The sequence below is a fragment of the Streptomyces sp. SID3212 genome (assembly GCF_009865405.1).
In the GTDB taxonomy this organism is placed as follows: Bacteria; Actinomycetota; Actinomycetes; order Streptomycetales; family Streptomycetaceae; genus Streptomyces.
The window spans coordinates 1-17,973 of sequence record NZ_WWJY01000273.1; the positions used below are offsets into that span (position 1 = coordinate 1).

14 protein-coding genes and 1 tRNA gene are annotated in these 17,973 nt (G+C 70.1%); 9 read left to right on the forward strand and 6 right to left on the reverse strand.

The genetic code is table 11. From position 1 onward, the window contains the following. The 6 genes from GT042_RS08425 to GT042_RS08450 all read left to right on the forward strand — a co-directional run. Positions 1-285 (forward strand): hypothetical protein (locus GT042_RS08425; RefSeq protein ID WP_161308080.1); only part of this gene is annotated, 285 nt, incomplete at its 5' end. 575 nt (positions 286-860) lie between these two features. Further along, complete coding sequence (locus GT042_RS08430) at positions 861-2,090, forward strand: branched-chain amino acid ABC transporter substrate-binding protein (RefSeq protein WP_161308081.1); 1,230 nt, start codon at positions 861-863, stop codon at positions 2,088-2,090. A gap of 99 nt (positions 2,091-2,189) precedes the next feature. After that, positions 2,190-3,119 carry a branched-chain amino acid ABC transporter permease gene (locus tag GT042_RS08435; protein WP_161308082.1) on the forward strand — a complete coding sequence of 310 codons (930 nt, stop codon included), beginning with the start codon at positions 2,190-2,192 and terminating at the stop codon, positions 3,117-3,119. Positions 3,120-3,124: 5 nt separating this feature from the next. Continuing rightward, positions 3,125-4,951: a branched-chain amino acid ABC transporter permease gene (locus GT042_RS08440; RefSeq protein WP_161308083.1), complete on the forward strand. Its 1,827-nt coding sequence runs from the start codon at positions 3,125-3,127 to the stop codon at positions 4,949-4,951. 3 nt (positions 4,952-4,954) lie between these two features. Then, positions 4,955-5,800: an ABC transporter ATP-binding protein gene (locus tag GT042_RS08445; RefSeq protein ID WP_237530589.1), complete on the forward strand. Its 846-nt coding sequence runs from the start codon at positions 4,955-4,957 to the stop codon at positions 5,798-5,800. Beyond that, on the forward strand, positions 5,800-6,516 hold the full coding sequence (locus GT042_RS08450) for an ABC transporter ATP-binding protein (RefSeq protein ID WP_161308084.1): 717 nt from the start codon (positions 5,800-5,802) through the stop codon (positions 6,514-6,516). The genes GT042_RS08445 and GT042_RS08450 overlap by 1 nt, the downstream gene beginning before the upstream one ends. A gap of 82 nt (positions 6,517-6,598) precedes the next feature. Here GT042_RS08450 and GT042_RS08455 read toward each other — a convergent pair whose 3' ends face one another. Beyond that, complete coding sequence (locus GT042_RS08455) at positions 6,599-7,258, reverse strand: response regulator (protein WP_161308085.1); 660 nt, start codon at positions 7,256-7,258, stop codon at positions 6,599-6,601. Positions 7,259-7,362: 104 nt separating this feature from the next. Here GT042_RS08455 and GT042_RS08460 point away from each other — a divergent pair. Together GT042_RS08460 and GT042_RS08465 are read left to right on the forward strand one after the other, a co-directional pair. Continuing rightward, positions 7,363-7,446: transfer RNA gene (locus tag GT042_RS08460), tRNA-Leu, on the forward strand. 86 nt (positions 7,447-7,532) lie between these two features. After that, positions 7,533-8,138 (forward strand): helix-turn-helix domain-containing protein, encoded by a 606-nt coding sequence (locus GT042_RS08465; RefSeq protein WP_161308086.1) that lies wholly within the window; start codon positions 7,533-7,535, stop codon positions 8,136-8,138. Positions 8,139-8,145: 7 nt separating this feature from the next. On the opposite strand, the gene pyk is transcribed toward GT042_RS08465, so the two are convergent. Together pyk and GT042_RS08475 are read right to left on the reverse strand one after the other, a co-directional pair. Beyond that, entirely contained in the window at positions 8,146-9,579 is a 1,434-nt protein-coding gene (pyk, locus tag GT042_RS08470; RefSeq protein ID WP_161308087.1) for a pyruvate kinase, read from the reverse strand. 16 nt (positions 9,580-9,595) lie between these two features. Beyond that, entirely contained in the window at positions 9,596-10,348 is a 753-nt protein-coding gene (locus GT042_RS08475) for an SIMPL domain-containing protein (protein ID WP_161308088.1), read from the reverse strand. Between the two features lie 137 nt (positions 10,349-10,485). On the opposite strand from GT042_RS08475, the gene GT042_RS08480 reads away from it, so the two are divergent. Beyond that, positions 10,486-12,297, forward strand: coding sequence for a 5'-nucleotidase C-terminal domain-containing protein (locus GT042_RS08480; RefSeq protein WP_161308089.1), 1,812 nt, complete (start codon positions 10,486-10,488; stop codon positions 12,295-12,297). A gap of 51 nt (positions 12,298-12,348) precedes the next feature. Here the strand turns inward: GT042_RS08480 and GT042_RS08485 are convergent, their stop codons facing one another. The 3 genes from GT042_RS08485 to pepN form a co-directional block, all read right to left on the reverse strand. Continuing rightward, complete coding sequence (locus GT042_RS08485; RefSeq protein ID WP_161308090.1) at positions 12,349-13,758, reverse strand: SidA/IucD/PvdA family monooxygenase; 1,410 nt, start codon at positions 13,756-13,758, stop codon at positions 12,349-12,351. Further along, positions 13,755-15,143 (reverse strand): aminotransferase class V-fold PLP-dependent enzyme, encoded by a 1,389-nt coding sequence (locus GT042_RS08490; protein WP_161308092.1) that lies wholly within the window; start codon positions 15,141-15,143, stop codon positions 13,755-13,757. The genes GT042_RS08485 and GT042_RS08490 overlap by 4 nt, the downstream gene beginning before the upstream one ends. Before the next feature lie 168 nt (positions 15,144-15,311). Then, entirely contained in the window at positions 15,312-17,813 is a 2,502-nt protein-coding gene (gene pepN, locus GT042_RS08495; protein ID WP_161308091.1) for an aminopeptidase N, read from the reverse strand. Between the last annotated feature and the right edge of the window lie 160 nt (positions 17,814-17,973).

Below are 17,973 nucleotides of genomic sequence, written 5' to 3' on the forward strand. Positions count from 1 at the left end.
CGGCCCGCCCCGCGGACCACCGCGCCCGGGGACCTCTGCGCCCGGCTCGTGACGCACTGGGCGGGGGTGGTCCTCGACGGAGGCGCCCAGGCCGAGCTGGACTACCAGGCGATGGGGCTGTCCGGCGGCCAGTACGACATCCTGCGCGCCGTCGTCGACGCGGCCCGCGCCGAGGAGAGGGTCCACGGCCCGGCGGCGGCCGGGAAGCTGATCGCCGCACAGGCGGACCGCCGTTGCGCCGACCGCTACCGCGACGGCGGACCGACCGGTGGCCCCTGGCAATGAGCGGACCGGCCCATCCTCCGAAGACTCCGGAAGGCCTCCGGAAGACCTCCGCGTCACCACCGATCCCGGCGCCCCCTTCCGTACCACCGTAGAAAAGCCACGAACCGTACGCGTCACGATTCATGCGCCGGAATGCGGAAAAGTGGCACGGAATGCCGGACTCCATTTCTTCGGCGTAACACTCCGTAATACGCGCGCAATACAGGCGCGGAGCAACATTCCGGATGCGTGATACAGCCACGACCTGGCAGAAGTTCATGGCACCCCGTGCCCCGGCCGTTCACCGGACATCCGCTGATGTCAGGACTCAAACCCCCGGACAGTCCTGCACGTTCTCAGCATGTGGACCAGACGAACCGCCCCGAATTCCCCCGATCCACCCCTGAAGTTCCGCTATCCATGACGCGCTGGCATAACAAGAGAGTCACATCATTGCCCAGAGCCCTCCACCCGCCCCAATACCCCGCTTATAGTCACCGCCAGTCACCGCGCCGCCGGATTACCTTCAGTTCGGTTCCCGCGCTCGACTCGGTGCGTTCCAGGGGGGACGGCCGTGCCAGGTGAAAGGACTGATCGTGCGTCAACGTTCGCTCATAGCCATGACGGCTACGCTCACTGTGGGAGCGCTCGCGCTCACCGCCTGTGGCTCGCGTGACGAGGGGGGCTCCGACACCGAGGACAGCGGCACCACGGTTGTCATCGGCGTCGACGCGCCGCTGACCGGTGACCTCTCCGCGCTGGGTCTCGGCATCAAGAACTCCGTCGACCTCGCGGCCAAGCAGGCCAACACGAAGAAGTACGTCGACGGCGTCACCTTCAAGGTGGAGGCCCTCGACGACCAGGCGCAGCCGTCCTCCGGACAGCAGAACGCCACCAAGTTCGTCGCCGACAAGACCGTCCTCGGTGTGGTCGGCCCGCTGAACTCCTCCGTGGCCGAGTCCATGCAGAAGGTCTTCGACGACGCGAAGCTCGCCGAGGTCTCGCCCGCCAACACCAACCCGGCCCTGACCCAGGGCACGGACTGGAACGGCGGCACGAAGGCGCGCCCGTACAAGTCGTACTTCCGCACCGCGACCACGGACGCCATCCAGGGCCCGTTCGCCGCGCAGTACCTCTTCAACGACGCGAAGAAGAAGAAGGTCTTCGTCATCGACGACAAGAAGACCTACGGCGCCGGTCTGGCCGCCACCTTCACCGCCGAGTTCAAGAAGCTCGGTGGCACCGTCGCCGGTACCGAGCACATCAACCCGGACACCAAGGACTTCGGCGCCGTCGTCACCAAGGTGAAGAGCTCCGGCGCGGACGTCGTCTACTACGGCGGCGAGTACCCGCAGGCCGGCCCGCTCAGCAAGCAGATCAAGAAGTCGGGCGCCAAGATCCCGCTCGTCGGCGGTGACGGCATCTACAGCGCCGACTTCATCAAGCTCTCCGGCAAGGAGGGCGAGGGCGACCTCGCCACCTCGGTCGGCGCGCCGGTCGAGACCCTTCCCTCGGCCAAGGAGTTCGTCGCCAACTACAAGGCGGCCGGCTACAAGGACGCCTACGAGGCGTACGGCGGCTACTCCTACGACTCCGGCTGGGCGATCATCGAGGCGGTCAAGAAGGTCGTCGACGCCAACGACGGCAAGCTGCCCGACGACGCCCGCGCCAAGGTCGTCGAGGCCCTCCAGACGGTCTCCTTCGACGGTGTGACCGGCAAGGTCTCCTTCGACGAATTCGGTGACGCGACCAACAAGCAGCTCACCGTCTACGCGTACAAGGGCGACGCCTGGGTCCCGGTCAAGTCCGGCACCTACACCGGCTGACCTTTCCCACCCGCACCACTTCCCCAGCCGCGCGGGGCGCTGCGAAGAACAGCGCCCCGCGCGGTTGTCACATCCGTCGAAAGACTCGGAGGACCTGCGGTGCACGAACTGCCGCAACAGCTGGTCAACGGCCTGCTACTGGGATCCATGTACGGGCTCGTCGCCATCGGCTACACGATGGTTTATGGCATTGTCCAGCTCATCAACTTCGCCCATGGCGAGATCTTCATGACCGGCGGCTTCGGAGCCCTGACGGTCTGGCTCATTCTCCCCACGGGCACGACCATGTGGATCGCCCTCCCGCTCATGATCGTCGGGGCGATCGTCATCGCCACCACGATCGCGGTCGGAGCGGAACGATTCGCCTACCGGCCCCTGCGCACCGCACCCCGTCTCGCCCCGCTCATCACCGCCATCGGCCTCTCCCTCGCGCTCCAGCAGGCGGTCTGGGCCTGGTACCCGGAGGCGAAGTCGTCCCGCACGTTCCCCGAGATCTCCGGCGGGCCCTTCCACCTGGGCAGTGTCACCATCCAGACCGGTGACATCTTCCTGCTGGTCGCCGCTCCGATCTGCATGGGCATCCTGGCCTACTTCGTGGCCAAGACCCGTACCGGCCGCGGCATGCAGGCGACCGCGCAGGACCCGGACACGGCGAAGCTCATGGGCATCAACACCGACCGCATCATCGTGGTCGCGTTCGCCCTCGGTGCCGCCTTCGCCGCCGTCGGGGCCGTCGCGTACGGCCTCAAGTACGGCGAGATCAACTTCCGCATGGGCTTCATCCTCGGCCTCAAGGCCTTCACGGCCGCGGTCCTCGGCGGAATCGGCAACATCTACGGCGCCATGCTGGGCGGTCTCGCCCTCGGCATCGCCGAAACCATGGCCACGGCCTACATCAGCGACATCCCCGGCATGCAGCAGCTCGGCGGCCAGTCCTGGGCCGACGTGTGGGCCTTCGTACTTCTCATCGTCGTGCTCCTCGTCAGGCCACAGGGCCTCCTCGGCGAGCGCGTCGCGGACAGGGCGTGACACCGATGACGACACAGACCACCACAGCGGAAACCCCGCGGACGCCGGAGCCCGGCGCGCCGTCCGGCCTCATCAGCCTCCCGGGCAACCTGGCCCGGGCCCTGGCGACCGGCGGCGGCGCCCTCACGGTCGTCTCCGCCTTCCTCTCCTGGACCTGGACCTCCGCCTTCCCCGGTGACCTCACCGTCTACGGGTACCCCGGCGGACTCCAGTGGCTCGTCCTCGTCGCGGGCGTGCTGACCACCCTCTTCGGCCTCGCCTCCTACGGAGTCAAGGGCCTCGGGTGGCTCATCCCGGCCGGCGCCGACAGCTCCATCAAGCTCGCGGCGCTCGCCGCCTTCGGCACCGCCTGGTACACCGTGCTGGCGATCAGCTACCAGCTCGGCGGCCTCGCCAACCTCGAACCGGGCGGCTTCGTCGCGGCCGTCGCGACCCTTGTCGCCGTCGTCGGCGCCCTGGCCCTGCCGTTCGAGCGCCCCGCGCCCGACCCGGTGGACCCGGACGACGACGAGTGGGAGAAGTTCAAGCACCAGGCCGTCGCGTCCGCCAACACGTGGAAGGCGGCCTTCGCCACCGGCCCGTCGGCGCCCGCCCGCAAGCTGCCCTCCTACGTGGAGATCCTGATCATCGTCGCGGCACTCGCCGTCGGCCTGTTCGTCTTCACGTACGGCATCGGCACCGAGTACGACGAACTGTTCATCGGGTTCCTGATCACGGCGGGCTTCGGCTTCGCGGCCCTGGCCAAGTCCGGCCTCATGGCCCGTATCTCGGTCATCACGTCGCGGCACCGCAACGTCACCATGGCGGGTGCGTTCGCCGCGGCGGCCGCCTTCCCGTTCACCCAGGCCGACGACCAGTACGCGACCATCGGCGTCTACATCCTCATCTTCGCCACCGTCGCCCTGGGCCTGAACATCGTCGTCGGACTCGCCGGCCTCCTCGACCTCGGTTACGTCGCCTTCCTCGGCGTCGGCGCGTACGCCGCGGCCATGGTCTCCGGATCCCCGTCGTCCCCCTTCGACCTGCACCTCCCCTTCTTCGGGGCGGTGCTCGTCGGCGCGGCCGCGTCCATGGTGTTCGGCGTCCTCATCGGCGCCCCCACCCTGCGCCTGCGCGGTGACTACCTCGCCATCGTCACCCTCGGCTTCGGAGAGATCTTCCGTATCACCGTCAACAACCTCGACGGCACCTCGGGTCCCGACATCACCAACGGGTCCAACGGCATCTCCTCGATCCCGAACCTCAAGATGTTCGGCTTCGACTTCGGCATCCCGCACGACGTCTTCGGCGTCACCATCGGGCGCTTCGCGAACTACTTCTTCCTGATGCTGCTGATCACGTTCGTCGTGGTCATCGTCTTCCGCCGCAGCGGAGACTCCCGCATCGGCCGCGCCTGGGTCGCCATCCGCGAGGACGAGACCGCGGCGCTCGCCATGGGCATCAACGGCTTCCGGGTCAAGCTCATCGCGTTCGCCCTCGGCGCCACGCTCGCCGGCCTCGCCGGTACCGTCCAGGCGCACGTCACCTACACGGTGACACCCGAGCAGTACCAGTTCGCCCACGTCGTCCCGCCGAACTCCGCGTTCCTGCTGGCCGCCGTCGTCCTCGGCGGCATGGGGACCATCAGCGGACCCCTCGTCGGCGCGGCGCTGCTCTACCTGATCCCCGCCAAGCTCCAGTTCCTCGGCAACTACCAGCTCCTCGCCTTCGGACTCGCGCTCGTCCTGCTGATGCGCTTCCGTCCCGAAGGCCTCATCCCCAACCGGCGCCGCCAGCTCGAATTCCACGAAGCGGCCGAAGCGCCCGCAGTCCTCAGCAAGACAGGGGCCTGATCCATGACCACCGACACCACGACGAAGGACACCGCCCCGGCCACCGCGCCCGGCGACGTGGTCCTCGACGCCCGCGGCGTCACCATGCGATTCGGCGGCCTCACCGCCGTACGCTCCGTCGACCTCACCGTCAACAAGGGCGAGATCGTCGGCCTCATCGGCCCCAACGGCGCCGGCAAGACCACCTTCTTCAACTGCCTCACCGGCCTCTACATCCCCACCGAGGGCGAGGTCCGCTACAAGGGCAAGATCCTGCCGTCCAAGTCCTTCAAGGTCACCGCGGCCGGCATCGCCCGTACGTTCCAGAACATCCGCCTCTTCGGCAACATGACCGTCCTGGAGAACGTGCTCGTCGGCCGCCACACCCGTACGAAGGAAGGCCTCTGGTCCGCGCTCCTGCGCGGCCCCGGCTTCCACCGGGCCGAAGCCGCCTCCCGGGCACGCGCGATGGAACTCCTGGAGTTCATCGGCCTGGAGGCCAAGGCCGAGCACCTTGCCCGCAACCTGCCCTACGGCGAACAGCGCAAGCTGGAGATCGCCCGGGCCCTCGCGAGCGAACCCGGCCTGCTGCTCCTGGACGAGCCCACGGCCGGCATGAACCCGCAGGAGACCCGGACCACCGAGGAACTCGTCTTCGCCATCCGGGACATGGGCATCGCCGTCCTCGTCATCGAGCACGACATGCGCTTCATCTTCAACCTGTGCGACCGCGTCGCCGTCCTCGTCCAGGGCGAGAAGCTCGTCGAGGGCGACAGCGAGACCGTGCAGGGCGACGAACGAGTCATCGCCGCCTACCTCGGGGAGCCCTTCGAGGGCGACCCGGGCGACGCCAGCAAGGAGAACGACTGATGGCCGCACTTCTCGAAGTCGAGGACCTGCGCGTCGCCTACGGCAAGATCGAGGCCGTCAAGGGCATCTCGTTCAGCGTCGAGGCCGGCGAGGTCGTCACCCTCATCGGCACCAACGGGGCCGGCAAGACGACGACCCTGCGCACCCTCTCCGGGCTGCTCAAGCCCGTCGGCGGGCAGATCAGGTTCAACGGCAGGTCGCTGAAGAAGGTGCCGGCGCACCAGATCGTCGCCCTCGGACTCGCGCACTCCCCCGAGGGCCGGCACATCTTCCCCCGCATGTCGATCGAGGACAACCTGCGCCTCGGGGCGTTCCTGCGGGACGACCGGGCCGGCATCGCCAAGGACATCCAGCGCGCCTACGACCTCTTCCCGATCCTGGGCGAGCGGCGGAAGCAGGCGGCGGGCACGCTGTCCGGCGGCGAGCAGCAGATGCTCGCGATGGGGCGTGCGCTGATGTCCCAGCCGAAGCTGCTGATGCTGGACGAGCCCTCCATGGGGCTCTCCCCCATCATGATGCAGAAGATCATGGCGACGATCGTCGAGCTGAAGGCCCAGGGCACGACGATCCTGCTGGTCGAGCAGAACGCGCAGGCCGCGCTCTCGCTCGCCGACCAGGGGCACGTGATGGAGATCGGCAAGGTCGTACTGTCCGGCACGGGACGCGACCTGCTGCACGACGAGTCGGTGCGGAAGGCGTACCTGGGCGAGGACTAGGGCGTGTCCGTACGGATACGGAGGAGGGCCCGGAGCTGGTTCACAGCGCCGGGCCCTCCTCCGTATCGACACCCCCGAGGGGCTACTCGCCGCCCTTGCTCTTCGCGGCCTTCTTCTCCTCGGCGTCCAGGATGACCGCCTCGGCGACCTGCTGCATCGACAGCCGCCGGTCCATCGACGTCTTCTGGATCCACCGGAAGGCGGCGGGCTCGGTCAGCCCGTACTGCGTCTGCAACACGCTCTTCGCGCGGTCCACGAGCTTCCGGGTCTCCAGCCGCTGGGTGAGGTCCGCGACCTCCGCCTCCAGCGAGCGCAGCTCGGTGAAGCGCGACACGGCCATCTCGATGGCCGGCACGACGTCACTCTTGCTGAACGGTTTCACCAGGTACGCCATGGCCCCGGCGTCCCGCGCCCGCTCGACCAGGTCGCGCTGCGAGAAGGCGGTGAGCATCAGGACGGGGGCGATGGACTCCTCCGCGATCTTCTCGGCGGCGGAGATCCCGTCCAGGACGGGCATCTTCACGTCCAGGATCACCAGATCGGGCCGGTGCTCCCGCGCCAGCTCGACGGCCGTCTGCCCGTCCCCGGCCTCACCGACGACCGAGTACCCCTCTTCTTCGAGCATCTCCTTGAGGTCGAGCCGGATCAGGGCCTCGTCCTCGGCGATGACGACACGCGTCGTCAGCGGCGGGACGTGCGACTTGTCGTCATCGTCGGGCTGGGGCGACTCGGGGGTGGTCACGGGGGCTCCTCGTTACGGGGCACGGCGCTGCTGCTCCTGATGAGCCTACCTAGCGGCGGCGGGATCCGGTGAACCGGTACACTTCCTGCCAGCTCCCCTTGCTTGCCCGGTTGGAGGAACTGGTCAGACTCGCGGCACTCAAAATGCCGTGCCCTTTGGGCATGTGGGTTCGAATCCCACACCGGGTACCGCTCCACAGAAGTGGATGTTCACGTTCTCGTGAACATCCACTTTTTTGCACCCAGCGCCACGCGTGATTACACAGAGTGTCGGCATGAACCTTCACGGCTCCGACCGGAACGCGTACGCCTACCTGCTGGGTCTCTACCTGGGCGACGGATGCATCAGCCCGCACCCGCACGGCGGGTACCACCTCCGCATCGCGTGCGCCGACGCCCGGCCCGGCCTCATCGAGCTGTGCCGCCGGGCCATCACCACCGTCCAGCCGGGCGCACGCGTGTACTCCCTTCGAAAGGAAGGGTGTGTCATGGTCACCAGCTACGACCGCCACTGGCCTCGCCTCTTCCCGCAGCACGGCCCCGGCAAGAAGCACGAACGGCCCATCGCCCTCGTCCCGTGGCAGCGAGCGGTCGTCGACGCGCACCCGTGGGAGTTCGTCCGGGGGCTGATCCACTCGGACGGCTGCCGGGTGACCAACTGGACCGAGAAGACCATCGGCGGGCGGCGGAAGCGTTACGAGTATCCGCGCTACTTCTTCTCCAACGCGTCCGGCGACATCCTGCGGCTCTTCACCGACACCCTGGACGCGGTGGGCGTCGAGTGGAGGCCGGCCAACCAGGCCCGTATCGTGCAGAACATATCCGTGGCCAAGCGCGCGTCCGTCGGTCTGATGGACCGCCACATCGGGCCCAAGTACTGAGGCCCGGCTACTTCGGGCTGTCGTCCTCGCCCACGTGGTGGACCCGGACCAGGTTGGTCGCGCCCGGCAGGCCGGGGGGTGAGCCTGCCGTGATGACCACCAGGTCGCCCTTCTGGCAGCGGCCGACGCGGAGCAGGTGTTCGTCCACCTGGGCGACCATTTCGTCCGTCGTGCCGACCTCCGGGGCCAGGAACGCCTCCACGCCCCACGTGAAGTTCAGCTGGGCCTGGGTCGCCGGGACCGGGGTGAAGGCCAGGAGGGGGATCGGGGAGCGGTAGCGGGAGAGGCGTTTCACCGTGTCGCCGGACTCGGTGAAAGCGATCAGGAACTTCGCGCCCAGGAAGTCGCCCAGCTCCGCCGCCGCGCGGGCCACCGCGCCGCCCTGGGTGCGGGGCTTCGTGTGGGCGGGGATGTCGGCCAGGCCCCGCGACAGGAGATCCTCCTCCGCCGCCTCCACGATGCGGGACATCGTCTTGACCGTCTCGACGGGATACGCGCCGACGCTCGTCTCGCCGGACAGCATCACCGCGTCCGTGCCGTCGATCACCGCGTTGGCGACGTCGGAGGCCTCCGCCCGCGTGGGCCGGGAGTTCTCGATCATCGATTCGAGCATCTGGGTCGCGACGATGACGGGCTTGGCATTGCGCTTGGCCAGGGTGATCGCGCGTTTCTGGACGAGCGGGACCTGCTCCAGCGGCATCTCGACGCCCAGGTCACCACGGGCGACCATGATCCCGTCGAACGCGGCGACGATCCCGTCGATCTCCTCGACCGCCTGGGGCTTCTCGATCTTGGCGATGACGGGCAGCCGGCGCCCCTCCTCGTCCATGACGCGGTGCACCTCGCCGACGTCCTGCCCGCTCCGTACGAACGACAGCGCGATCATGTCCGCGCCGGTGCGCAGCGCCCAGCGCAGGTCGTCCGCGTCCTTGCCGGAGAGCGCGGGGACGGAGACGGCGACGCCGGGGAGGTTGATGCCCTTGTGGTCGGAGATCACGCCTCCCTCGATGACGAGGGTGTGGACGCGCGGCCCTTCCACGGAGGTGACTTCGAGGGTCACCTTGCCGTCGTCCACGAGGACGCGGTCCCCGGAGTCGACGTCGGCGGCCAGTCCGTCGTACGTGGTCCCGCAGAGGTGGCGGTCCCCCTCCACGGGGTCCGTGGTGAGGATGAACTCGTCACCCCGCTCCAGCAGTACGGGTCCGTCGCGGAACACGCCCAGCCGGATCTTCGGCCCCTGGAGGTCGGCGAGGACGCCGACACTGCGGCCGGTCTCGTCCCCGGCTTTGCGTACGTGCCGCAGACGCTCCTCGTGCTCCGCGTACGTCCCGTGGCTGAGGTTGAGGCGCGCCACGTCCATCCCGGCCTCGACCAGTGCTTTGACCTGGTCGTACGTGTCCGTGGCGGGTCCCAGTGTGCAGACGATTTTCGCTCGGCGCATAGTTCGAGCGTACGACTTACCGTCCGGTAGGGCCGGAGGACAGGTCCGGCGGCGTCATCGTGAAGCGCGCGTTCACCTGTGCGTGGACGGTCTGCCGCTGGGGTTCGAGATCCAGTACGGGAGGCTGGTCGGCGGATTCCGCCCCGGCGTAGGCGGCCCGCTGCATGCCGTAACCGGGCGCCGGGGCGTACCCGCCCGCGTTCTCCGCGCCCAGGTCCGCCAGCTCGACCAGCGCGGCGAGGCGCGCCCCGAGCGCTTCGGCGTACTCACGGGCCCGCTGGACCGCTTCCCGTACGGCCTGGCGGCGCGCCTCGCCGTGCGCGGGCGAGTCGGGGCGCAGCGACCACCAGGGTCCGCCGACGCGCGTGAGGTCGAGGTCGGCGAGGCGCGTGGTGAGTTCGCCGAGGGCGGTGAAGTCGGCGAGTTCGACGGTGAGGTGCACGCTGCCGTGGTACGCGCGGACGCGTTCGCCCCGGCCGTGCCGGGTCAGTTCGGGGCTGATGGAGAAGGAGCCCGTCTCCAGTTTCTCGACGGAGTCGCCGTACGACTTGACGAGGGCGACGACGTCCGCGTTGCGCCGGGTGAGGTCGTCCAGCGCGGCGCGCCGGTCGGTGCCGCGGGCGTTGACGGTGACGGTGATCCGGGCGATCTCGGGGTCGACTTCGAGGAGTGCCTCGCCGCGGACGGCGACGCGCGGGGTCTCGGGGGTGCCGTAGGGCGGGGCGGCGGAGGCGGGTGCGTCGTCGGTCGTTCGAACGTCGTCGGTCATACGGACACTGTCGCACCCGGGTACGACAGGCCGCAGTCATCTGATCGAAACCCGTCGGGGGTGTTGCGGTCACCCACCCGTGGGCCAGAATCTACGCGCGTTGTGCACACGTTGTGCATCGGATCGAGGGAGAAGAAATGCCGCTGGACAGAAGGACGTTCCTGGAGCGCTCGGCCGCCGCCGGGGCGGGTGTGGCGCTGGTGGGCGGCGCGGCGATACCGGCGGAGGCGACCGGGAAGGGCCACGGCCACGGTCACGGCCGGCCCCCGAAGCGGTACACGCTCACCGTGATGGGGACGACGGACCTGCACGGGAACGTCTTCAACTGGGACTACTTCACGGACAAGGAGTACGACGACTCCGCCCACAACGACGTCGGCCTGGCGAAGATCTCCACGCTGGTGGACCAGATCCGCGCAGAGAAGGGCCGCCGCAACACGCTGCTCATCGACGCGGGTGACACGATCCAGGGCACCCAACTGTCGTACTACTACGCCAAGGTCGACCCGATCACGGCGAAGCGCGGTCCGGTGCACCCGATGGCGCAGGCGATGAACGCGATCGGCTACGACGCGGCGGCGCTCGGCAACCACGAGTTCAACTACGGCATCCCGGTGCTGCGGAAGTTCGAGGAGCAGTGCGACTTCCCGCTGCTCGGGGCGAACGCGCTGGACGCGAGGACGCTGAAGCCGGCCTTCGCGCCGTACGTCATCAAGAAGCTGCGCACGCCGTCCGGCGACGACGTGAAGGTGGCCATCCTGGGGCTGACGAACCCGGGGATCGCGATCTGGGACAAGGCCAACGTCCAGGGCAAGATGACGTTCCCGGGTCTGGAGGAGCAGGCGGCGAAGTGGGTGCCGAAGCTGCGCTCCATGGGCGCGGACGTGGTGATCGTGTCGGCGCACTCGGGTACGGACGGCTCGTCGTCGTACGGCGACCAGGTCCCGTACGTGGAGAACGCGGCGACGCTGGTGGCGGAGCAGGTCCCGGGCATCGACGCGATCCTGGTCGGGCACGCGCACCAGGAGATCGCGGAGCGCCGGGTCGTCAACAAGAAGACCGGTAAGGAGGTTGTCCTCTCCGAGCCGCTGCGGTGGGGCCAGCGGCTGACCCTCTTCGACGTCGAGCTCGTCCGCGAGCGCGGCTGCTGGACGGTGGAGCGGGTCACGTCGAAGGTCCTGAACTCCAACACGGTGGCCGAGGACCGGAAGATCACCGGCATGCTCGCGGACGAGCACCGCAAGGTGGTGGCGTACGTGAACCAGGTGATCGGCACGTCGGTCGCGGCGATGTCCACGGTGGAGGCGCCGTGGAAGGACGAGCCGATCATCGATCTGATCAACCACGTGCAGACGGAGACGGTGAAGGCGGCCCTGGCGGGCGGCGAGTGGGCGGCGCTGCCGGTGCTGTCGCAGGCGTCGTGCTTCTCCCGTACGGCGGCGATCCCGGCCGGTCCTGTGACCATCAAGGACGCGGCGGGTCTCTACCCGTTCGAGAACACCATGGAGGCACGCCTCCTGACGGGTGCTCAGATCAAGGAGTACCTGGAGTTCTCCGCGAAGTACTACGTCCAGACGCCGGCGGGCGCGGTGGTGGACACCTCGAAGCTGACGAACGCCGCCAACACCCCGGACTACAACTACGACGCGGTGTCGGGGCTGACGTACGAGATCGACATCGCGAAGCCGGTGGGGTCGCGGATCGTGAATCTCCGGTTCGCCGGGGCGGCGCTGGACCCGGCGGCGAAGTTCGTGCTGGCGGTGAACAACTACCGGGCGAGCGGCGGCGGGAACTTCCCGCACGTGGCCGCCGCCCAGCAGCTGTGGGCCAATTCGAACGAGATCCGTAACACGATCATCGAGTGGGTCCGCGCGGCGGGCACGGTCGATCCGTCGTCGTTCGCGTCGGTGGACTGGAAGCTGACGCGGGACGGCGTGCCGGTCTTCTAGGCGACCGGGCTTCCGGGCAACCGGTCTTCCAGGCTCCGACCCGCCGCTGTCTCAGCGGACTTCGGTCAGCGGGACCAGACCCCTCGGTGCGGGCACCGAGCGGGTCCGGTCCCGCCCGTCGAGGCCGAAGCTGGTGAAGGCGGTGCGCCGGGGCAGCGGGTAGGGCTCGGTCCCGGTGAGGTGGTTGAGGATGGTGGCGCTGCGCCACGCGGCGAGTCCGAGGTCGGGGGCTCCGACGCCGTGGGTGTGGCGTTCCGCGTTCTGTACATAGACGGAGCCGGTGACGCTGCGGTCCAGGACGAGCCGGTGGTGTGCGTCGACGCGCGGGCGCTCGGAGCTGTCGCGGCGCAGGTACGGGTCGAGACCGGCGAGGATCCGGTCGAAGGGGCGTTCGCGGTAGCCGGTGGCGAGGACCACGGCGTCGGTGGTGAGGCGGGTGCGGGTGCCCTGCTGGCGGTGTTCCAGGTGGAGTTCGACCTTGGTGGTGGCGACGCGGCCCGCCGTACGGACGGAGACGCCGGGGGTGAGGACGGCGTCGGGCCAGCCGCCGTGGAGGGTGCGCCGGTACAGCTCGTCGTGGATGGCGGCGATGGTGTCGGCGTCGATGCCTTTGTGGAGCTGCCACTGGCGGGGTACGAGGTCGTCGCGCACCTGCTCGGGCAGGGCGTGGAAGTACTGGGTGTAGTCCGGGGTGAACTGTTCCAGGCCGAGCTTGGAGTACTCCATGGGGGCGAACGCCTCGGTACGGGCGAGCCAGTGGAGTTTCTCGGCGCCGGCGGGGCGGGCGCGCAGCAGGTCCAGGAAGATCTCCGCGCCGGACTGTCCCGAGCCGATGACGGTGATGTGCCCGGCGGCGAGCAGGCGTTCGCGGTGGTCGAGGTAGTCGGCGGAGTGGATGACGGGGACGGCGGGGGCCTCGGCGAGGGGTTTGAGGGGTTCGGGCACGTAGGGCTCGGTGCCGATGCCGAGGACGACGTTGCGGGCGTACGCGCGGCCGAGGGCCTCGACCTCGCCGTCGCGGTCGAGCTGGGTGAAGTCGACCTCGAACAGGGCGCGTTCGGGGTTCCAGCGGACGGCGTCGACCTGATGTCCGAAGTGGAGTCCGGGGAGTTGTTCGCTGACCCAGCGGCAGTACGCGTCGTACTCGGCGCGCTGGATGTGGAAGCGCTCGGCCACGTAGAAGGGGAAGAGCCGGTCGCGGGCCCTCAGGTAGCTGAGGAAGGACCAGGGGCTGGCGGGGTCGGCGAGGGTCACCAGGTCGGCCAGGAAGGGGACTTGGAGGGTGGTGCCGTCGATCAGCAGGCCGGGGTGCCAGCGGAAGGTAGGGCTCTGGTCGTAGAAGGTGGCGGCGAGGCCGCCGTGGACGCCGTCGGCGAGGGCGGCGAGCGAGAGGTTGAACGGGCCGATGCCGATGCCCACCAGGTCGTGGGGGTCGTCCAGATCGTTGGGCCGGTCGGTCATCGGCGGGTGCCGCCTTCCACGAGTCGGAGCAGGGTGTCGAGGTCGCCGGGGGTGGCGTGGGGGTTGAGCAGGGTGGCCTTGAACCAGAGGCGGTCGTCGGCGCGGGCGCGGCCGAGGACGGCGGTGCCTTCGGTGAGCAGGGCGCGGCGGGTGGCGGCGACGGCGTGGTCGGGGGCGCCGGCGGGCCGGAACAACACGGTGGTCAGGGTGGGCCGTTCGTACAGCTCAAGGCCCGGCCGGTCCTCGACCAGGTCGGCGAGGAGCCGGGCGGAGTCGAGGACACGGTCGACGAGGGCGGCGAGGCCGGCGCGGCCGAGTGCCTTGAGGGTGACGGCGATCTTGAAGACGTCGGGGCGCCGGGTGGTGCGGAGGGAGCGGCCGAGGAGGTCGGGGAGGCCGGCCTCGGTGTCGTCGTCGGCGTTGAGGTAGTCGGCGGTGTGGGCCAGGGGGGCCAGGTCACCGGTGCGGGGGACGGCGAGGAGTCCGGCGGCGATGGGCTGCCAGCCGAGTTTGTGGAGGTCGAGGGTGACGCTGTGGGCGCGGTCGAGCCCGTCGAGCAGGGGGCGGTGGGTGGGGCTGAAGAGGAGCGGGCCGCCGTAGGAGGCGTCGGTGTGGAGGGCGGCGCCCTGGGCGTCGCAGACGTCGGCGAGGGCGGTCAGGGGGTCGATGCGGCCGGTGTCGGTGGTGCCGGCGGTGGCGACGACGAGGAGGGGGCCGCGCAGGGCGGTGAGGACCGCGTCGAGGGCGGCCGGGTCGAGGAGGCCCGCGGGGGTGGGGATCGTGACGGGGCGGGGCAGGCCGAGGAGCCAGGCGGCGCGGTGGACGGAGTGGTGGGTGTGGGCGCCGCAGACGACCTGGAGGGTGGGGCCGTGCCGCTCCCGGGCCAGGAGGAGGGCGAGTTGGTTGGACTCGGTGCCGCCGGTGGTGAGGACGGCGTCGGGGGCCGTGTCGGCCGTACGCGGGCCGGGGTAGACCTCGTCGGCGAGGGCGCGGGTGACGAGCGCTTCGAGTACGGAGGCGGCGGGGGCCTGGTCCCAGGAGTCCATGGACTGGTTGAGGGCGGACGCGGCGAGGTCGGCGGCGACGGCCAGCGCGAGCGGCGGGGTGTGCAGGTGGGCGGCGCAGTGGGGGTGGGCGGGGTCGGCGGCGCCCAGGGAGAGGGCGTGGACGAGGGTACGGAGGGCCTCGCCCGGTCCCGCGCCGGTGTCGGGGAGGACGGGTTCGGCGGCGGTACGGAGCCGGCCGGCGACCCGGCCGGGTCCGCCGGCGGGCAGCGGTCCGCCGCGTTCGGCGGCGCCGTCGTGGAGGGCGTCCAGAACGGTGGCGAGGAGGGGCCGCAGCGCGTCGGAACCGTGTTCGCCACCTGCCAGGGGCGGGAGGGTGATGCCGGGGGGTGGCGTGCGCATAGGGGGTCCTTCAGGTTCGGTGGTCGTGCGTGCCCGTGGAGCACAACGAGCGGAACCCGTAAGGAGTATCGGCCGGGACGGGGTTGCCTCGGACCGTCCGGCGGACAGTGCGGGGCAACCCCGTCCGGGGCGGGTCGGCCGCCCCGGTCAGGCGCCCCGTACCCGGAGTGCCCGGCCGAGGTCGTCCAGTTGGTCGGCGAGCTTGCGGCGCAGGGCGGGGATCATCTCTGCGGTGTCCAGGCATTCCTGGCCGAGGCGCAGCACCTCCTGGTCGACCGCGTGCAGAGGAAATCCGTAGTGCCCGGCGGCTCCGGCCATGGCGGGGCCGCGCCGGTCGGCGAGGGCGACGGCCTCGGGGTAGAAGCGGGGCACGTACTCCCGTACGAGATCGGCCTGTTCTGGCTGCCAGAAGCCCTGCGCGGTGGCGGCGAACAGGTAGTTGGACAGGTCGTCGGTGGCGAAGAGCCGGGCCCAGGCGGCGGCCTTGGCCTCGGAGTCGGGCAGGGCGGCGCGGCAACGGGCCGCGCCCTCCTGGCCGGTGGCGCTGGGGTCGTCGGCGAGTTCGGCGGCGATGGCCGGCTCGTCGAGGGCGCCGAGGACCGCGAGGCGGGTGAGGACGCGCCAGCGCAGTTCGGGGTCGAGTTCGGGGCCGCCGGGGACGCTGCCGCACTCCAGCCAGTCCTGGAGGGCGCCGGGCTGGGTGGCGGCGTCGACGAAGTGGCGTACGGCGGTGAGGCGCAGTCCCGGGTTGCTGCCGTCCTCGGTGCGGCGGATGAGGTCGCGGCACAGGGCGGTGAGGGTGGTGAGGGCGGCGCGCCGGTCCTCGCCGGAGAGGTAGCGGTCGGTGATCTGGACGGCGGCGAAGGAGAGGACGCCCTGGACGAGGGCGAGGTCGCTCTCGTGGGGCAGGTGGGCGCGGGCGGCGTCCAGGTAGGCGGTGGGGGCGAGTTCGCCGTCGCGGACCATGTCGCGGGCGGCGTTCCAGATGACGGCGCGGGTGAGGGCGCCGGGGACGCCGGACAGGGCCCGCAGCGCGGTGTCCCAGGAGGCGGGGTCGAGGCGGACCTTGGCGTAGGTGAGGTCGCCGTCGTTGAGGACGACGAGGGCGGGACGGCGGCCGGGCCTGGCCACGGGCGCCTCGGTGAGCGGGACGTCGAGGTCGATGCGCTCGCGCGCGACCAGCTTGGTGGGGTCGACCACGTCGAGGTCGTACAGACCGACGGAGACGCGGTGCGGCCTGCTGCCGTCCCGTACGACGTCGAGGGTCCAGCTGTTGTCGCCGGTGGTCACGCGCGGGGTGAGGGTGTCGACGCCGGTGGTGCGCAGCCACCGCTCGGCCCAGGCGTGCACGTCGCGGTCGGTGGCCGACGCCAGGTTGTCGATGAAGTCGGCGAGGGTGGCGTTGCCGAACTTGTGCCGGGCGAAGTGGACGTTGATGCCGGCGAGGAAGTCCTTGTCGCCGAGCCAGGCGACGAGTTGGCGCAGGGCGGAGGCGCCCTTGGCGTACGAGATGCCGTCGAAGTTGAGGAGTGCGGAGGCGGTGTCGGGGACGGCGTCCGGGTCGGGCGCGACGGGGTGGGTGGAGGGGCGCTGGTCGGCGTCGTACCCCCAGGCCTTCCGCGCGATGCCGAAGTCGACCCAGGTGTCGGTGAACCGGGTGGCCTCGGTGAGGATCTGGTAGCCCATGTACTCGGCGAAGGACTCGTTGAGCCAGATGTCGTCCCACCAGGCGAGGGTGACGAGGTCGCCGAACCACATGTGGGCCATCTCGTGGGCGACGACCATGGCGCGTGTCTGGCGCTCGGTGTCGGTGACGGCGGAGCGGTAGATGAACTCGTCGCGGAAGGTGACGAGTCCGGGGTTCTCCATGGCGCCGGCGTTGAACTCCGGGACAAAGGCCTGGTCGTAGGAGTCGAAGGGGTACGGCTCCTCGAACTTCTCGTGGTAGCGGTCGAAGCAGGCGCGGGTGATGGAGAGGATCTCGTCGGCGTCGGTGTCGAGGTGGGGGCCGAGGGAGCGGCGGCAGTGGATGCCGAAGGGCAGTCCGGCGTGTTCGGTGCGTACGGAGTGCCAGGGGCCGGCGGCGACGGCGACGAGGTAGGTGGAGATGAGCGGGGTGGGCGCGATCGTCCAGTGTCCCGCCGGGCCTTCGGGGGTGCGCGTGGCGACGCCGTTGCCGAGGACCGTCCACTCCTCGGGCGCGGTGACGGTCAGCTCGAAGACGGACTTGAGGTCGGGCTGGTCGAAGGCGGCGAAGACCCGTTGGACGTCGTCCATGAAGAGCTGGGTGTAGGCGTACGTCTCGCCGTCGGCGGGGTCGGTGAACCGGTGCATGCCCTCGCCGGTGCGGGAGTAGCGCATGTCCGCGTGTATGCGCAGTTCGTGCGGTCCGGCGGTGAGCCCGGTGAGCGCGAGCCGGTTCCCGTCGAGCGCGGCGGGGTCGAGGGCCGTGCCGTCGAGGGTCGCGGAGTGCAGTGCGGCGGGCTTGAGCTCGACGAAGGTGTCCCCGGCCGCCCGCGCCGTGAAGTGGATGACGGTGCGGGAGTCGAAGGTGTCCTCGCCGGTGGTGAGATCGAGAGCGATCGTGTACCGGTGCACATCGAGGAACTGGGCTCGGGTCTGCGCTTCGTCGCGCGTCAGTACGGACATGGGGGACATGGTGCCGGATCGCCCCGGGCCCGCGCACCGGGGTGCGTTGCGCTGTGGGCGATGGGACCGGGCCGCGGGGGTACGGGCGGGCGCTCCGGGGTTACGGGAGGCCCCCCGGCCGACAGGTCCGGGCCGGGTCCGTTCCGCCGCCGCGCCGTCC

What these genes read in the sequence shown, in the direction of transcription:
- GT042_RS08450 (WP_161308084.1), top strand. Translation starts at nt 5,800, where the DNA reads ATGGCCGCACTTCTCGAAGTCGAGGACCTGCGCGTCGCCTACGGCAAG.
- GT042_RS08465 (WP_161308086.1), top strand. Translation starts at nt 7,533, where the DNA reads ATGAACCTTCACGGCTCCGACCGGAACGCGTACGCCTACCTGCTGGGT.
- pyk (WP_161308087.1), bottom strand. Translation starts at nt 9,579, where the DNA reads ATGCGCCGAGCGAAAATCGTCTGCACACTGGGACCCGCCACGGACACG.
- pepN (WP_161308091.1), bottom strand. Translation starts at nt 17,813, where the DNA reads ATGTCCGTACTGACGCGCGACGAAGCGCAGACCCGAGCCCAGTTCCTC.
- GT042_RS08475 (WP_161308088.1), bottom strand. Translation starts at nt 10,348, where the DNA reads ATGACCGACGACGTTCGAACGACCGACGACGCACCCGCCTCCGCCGCC.
- GT042_RS08480 (WP_161308089.1), top strand. Translation starts at nt 10,486, where the DNA reads ATGCCGCTGGACAGAAGGACGTTCCTGGAGCGCTCGGCCGCCGCCGGG.
- GT042_RS08440 (WP_161308083.1), top strand. Translation starts at nt 3,125, where the DNA reads ATGACGACACAGACCACCACAGCGGAAACCCCGCGGACGCCGGAGCCC.
- GT042_RS08485 (WP_161308090.1), bottom strand. Translation starts at nt 13,758, where the DNA reads ATGACCGACCGGCCCAACGATCTGGACGACCCCCACGACCTGGTGGGC.
- GT042_RS08445 (WP_237530589.1), top strand. Translation starts at nt 4,955, where the DNA reads ATGACCACCGACACCACGACGAAGGACACCGCCCCGGCCACCGCGCCC.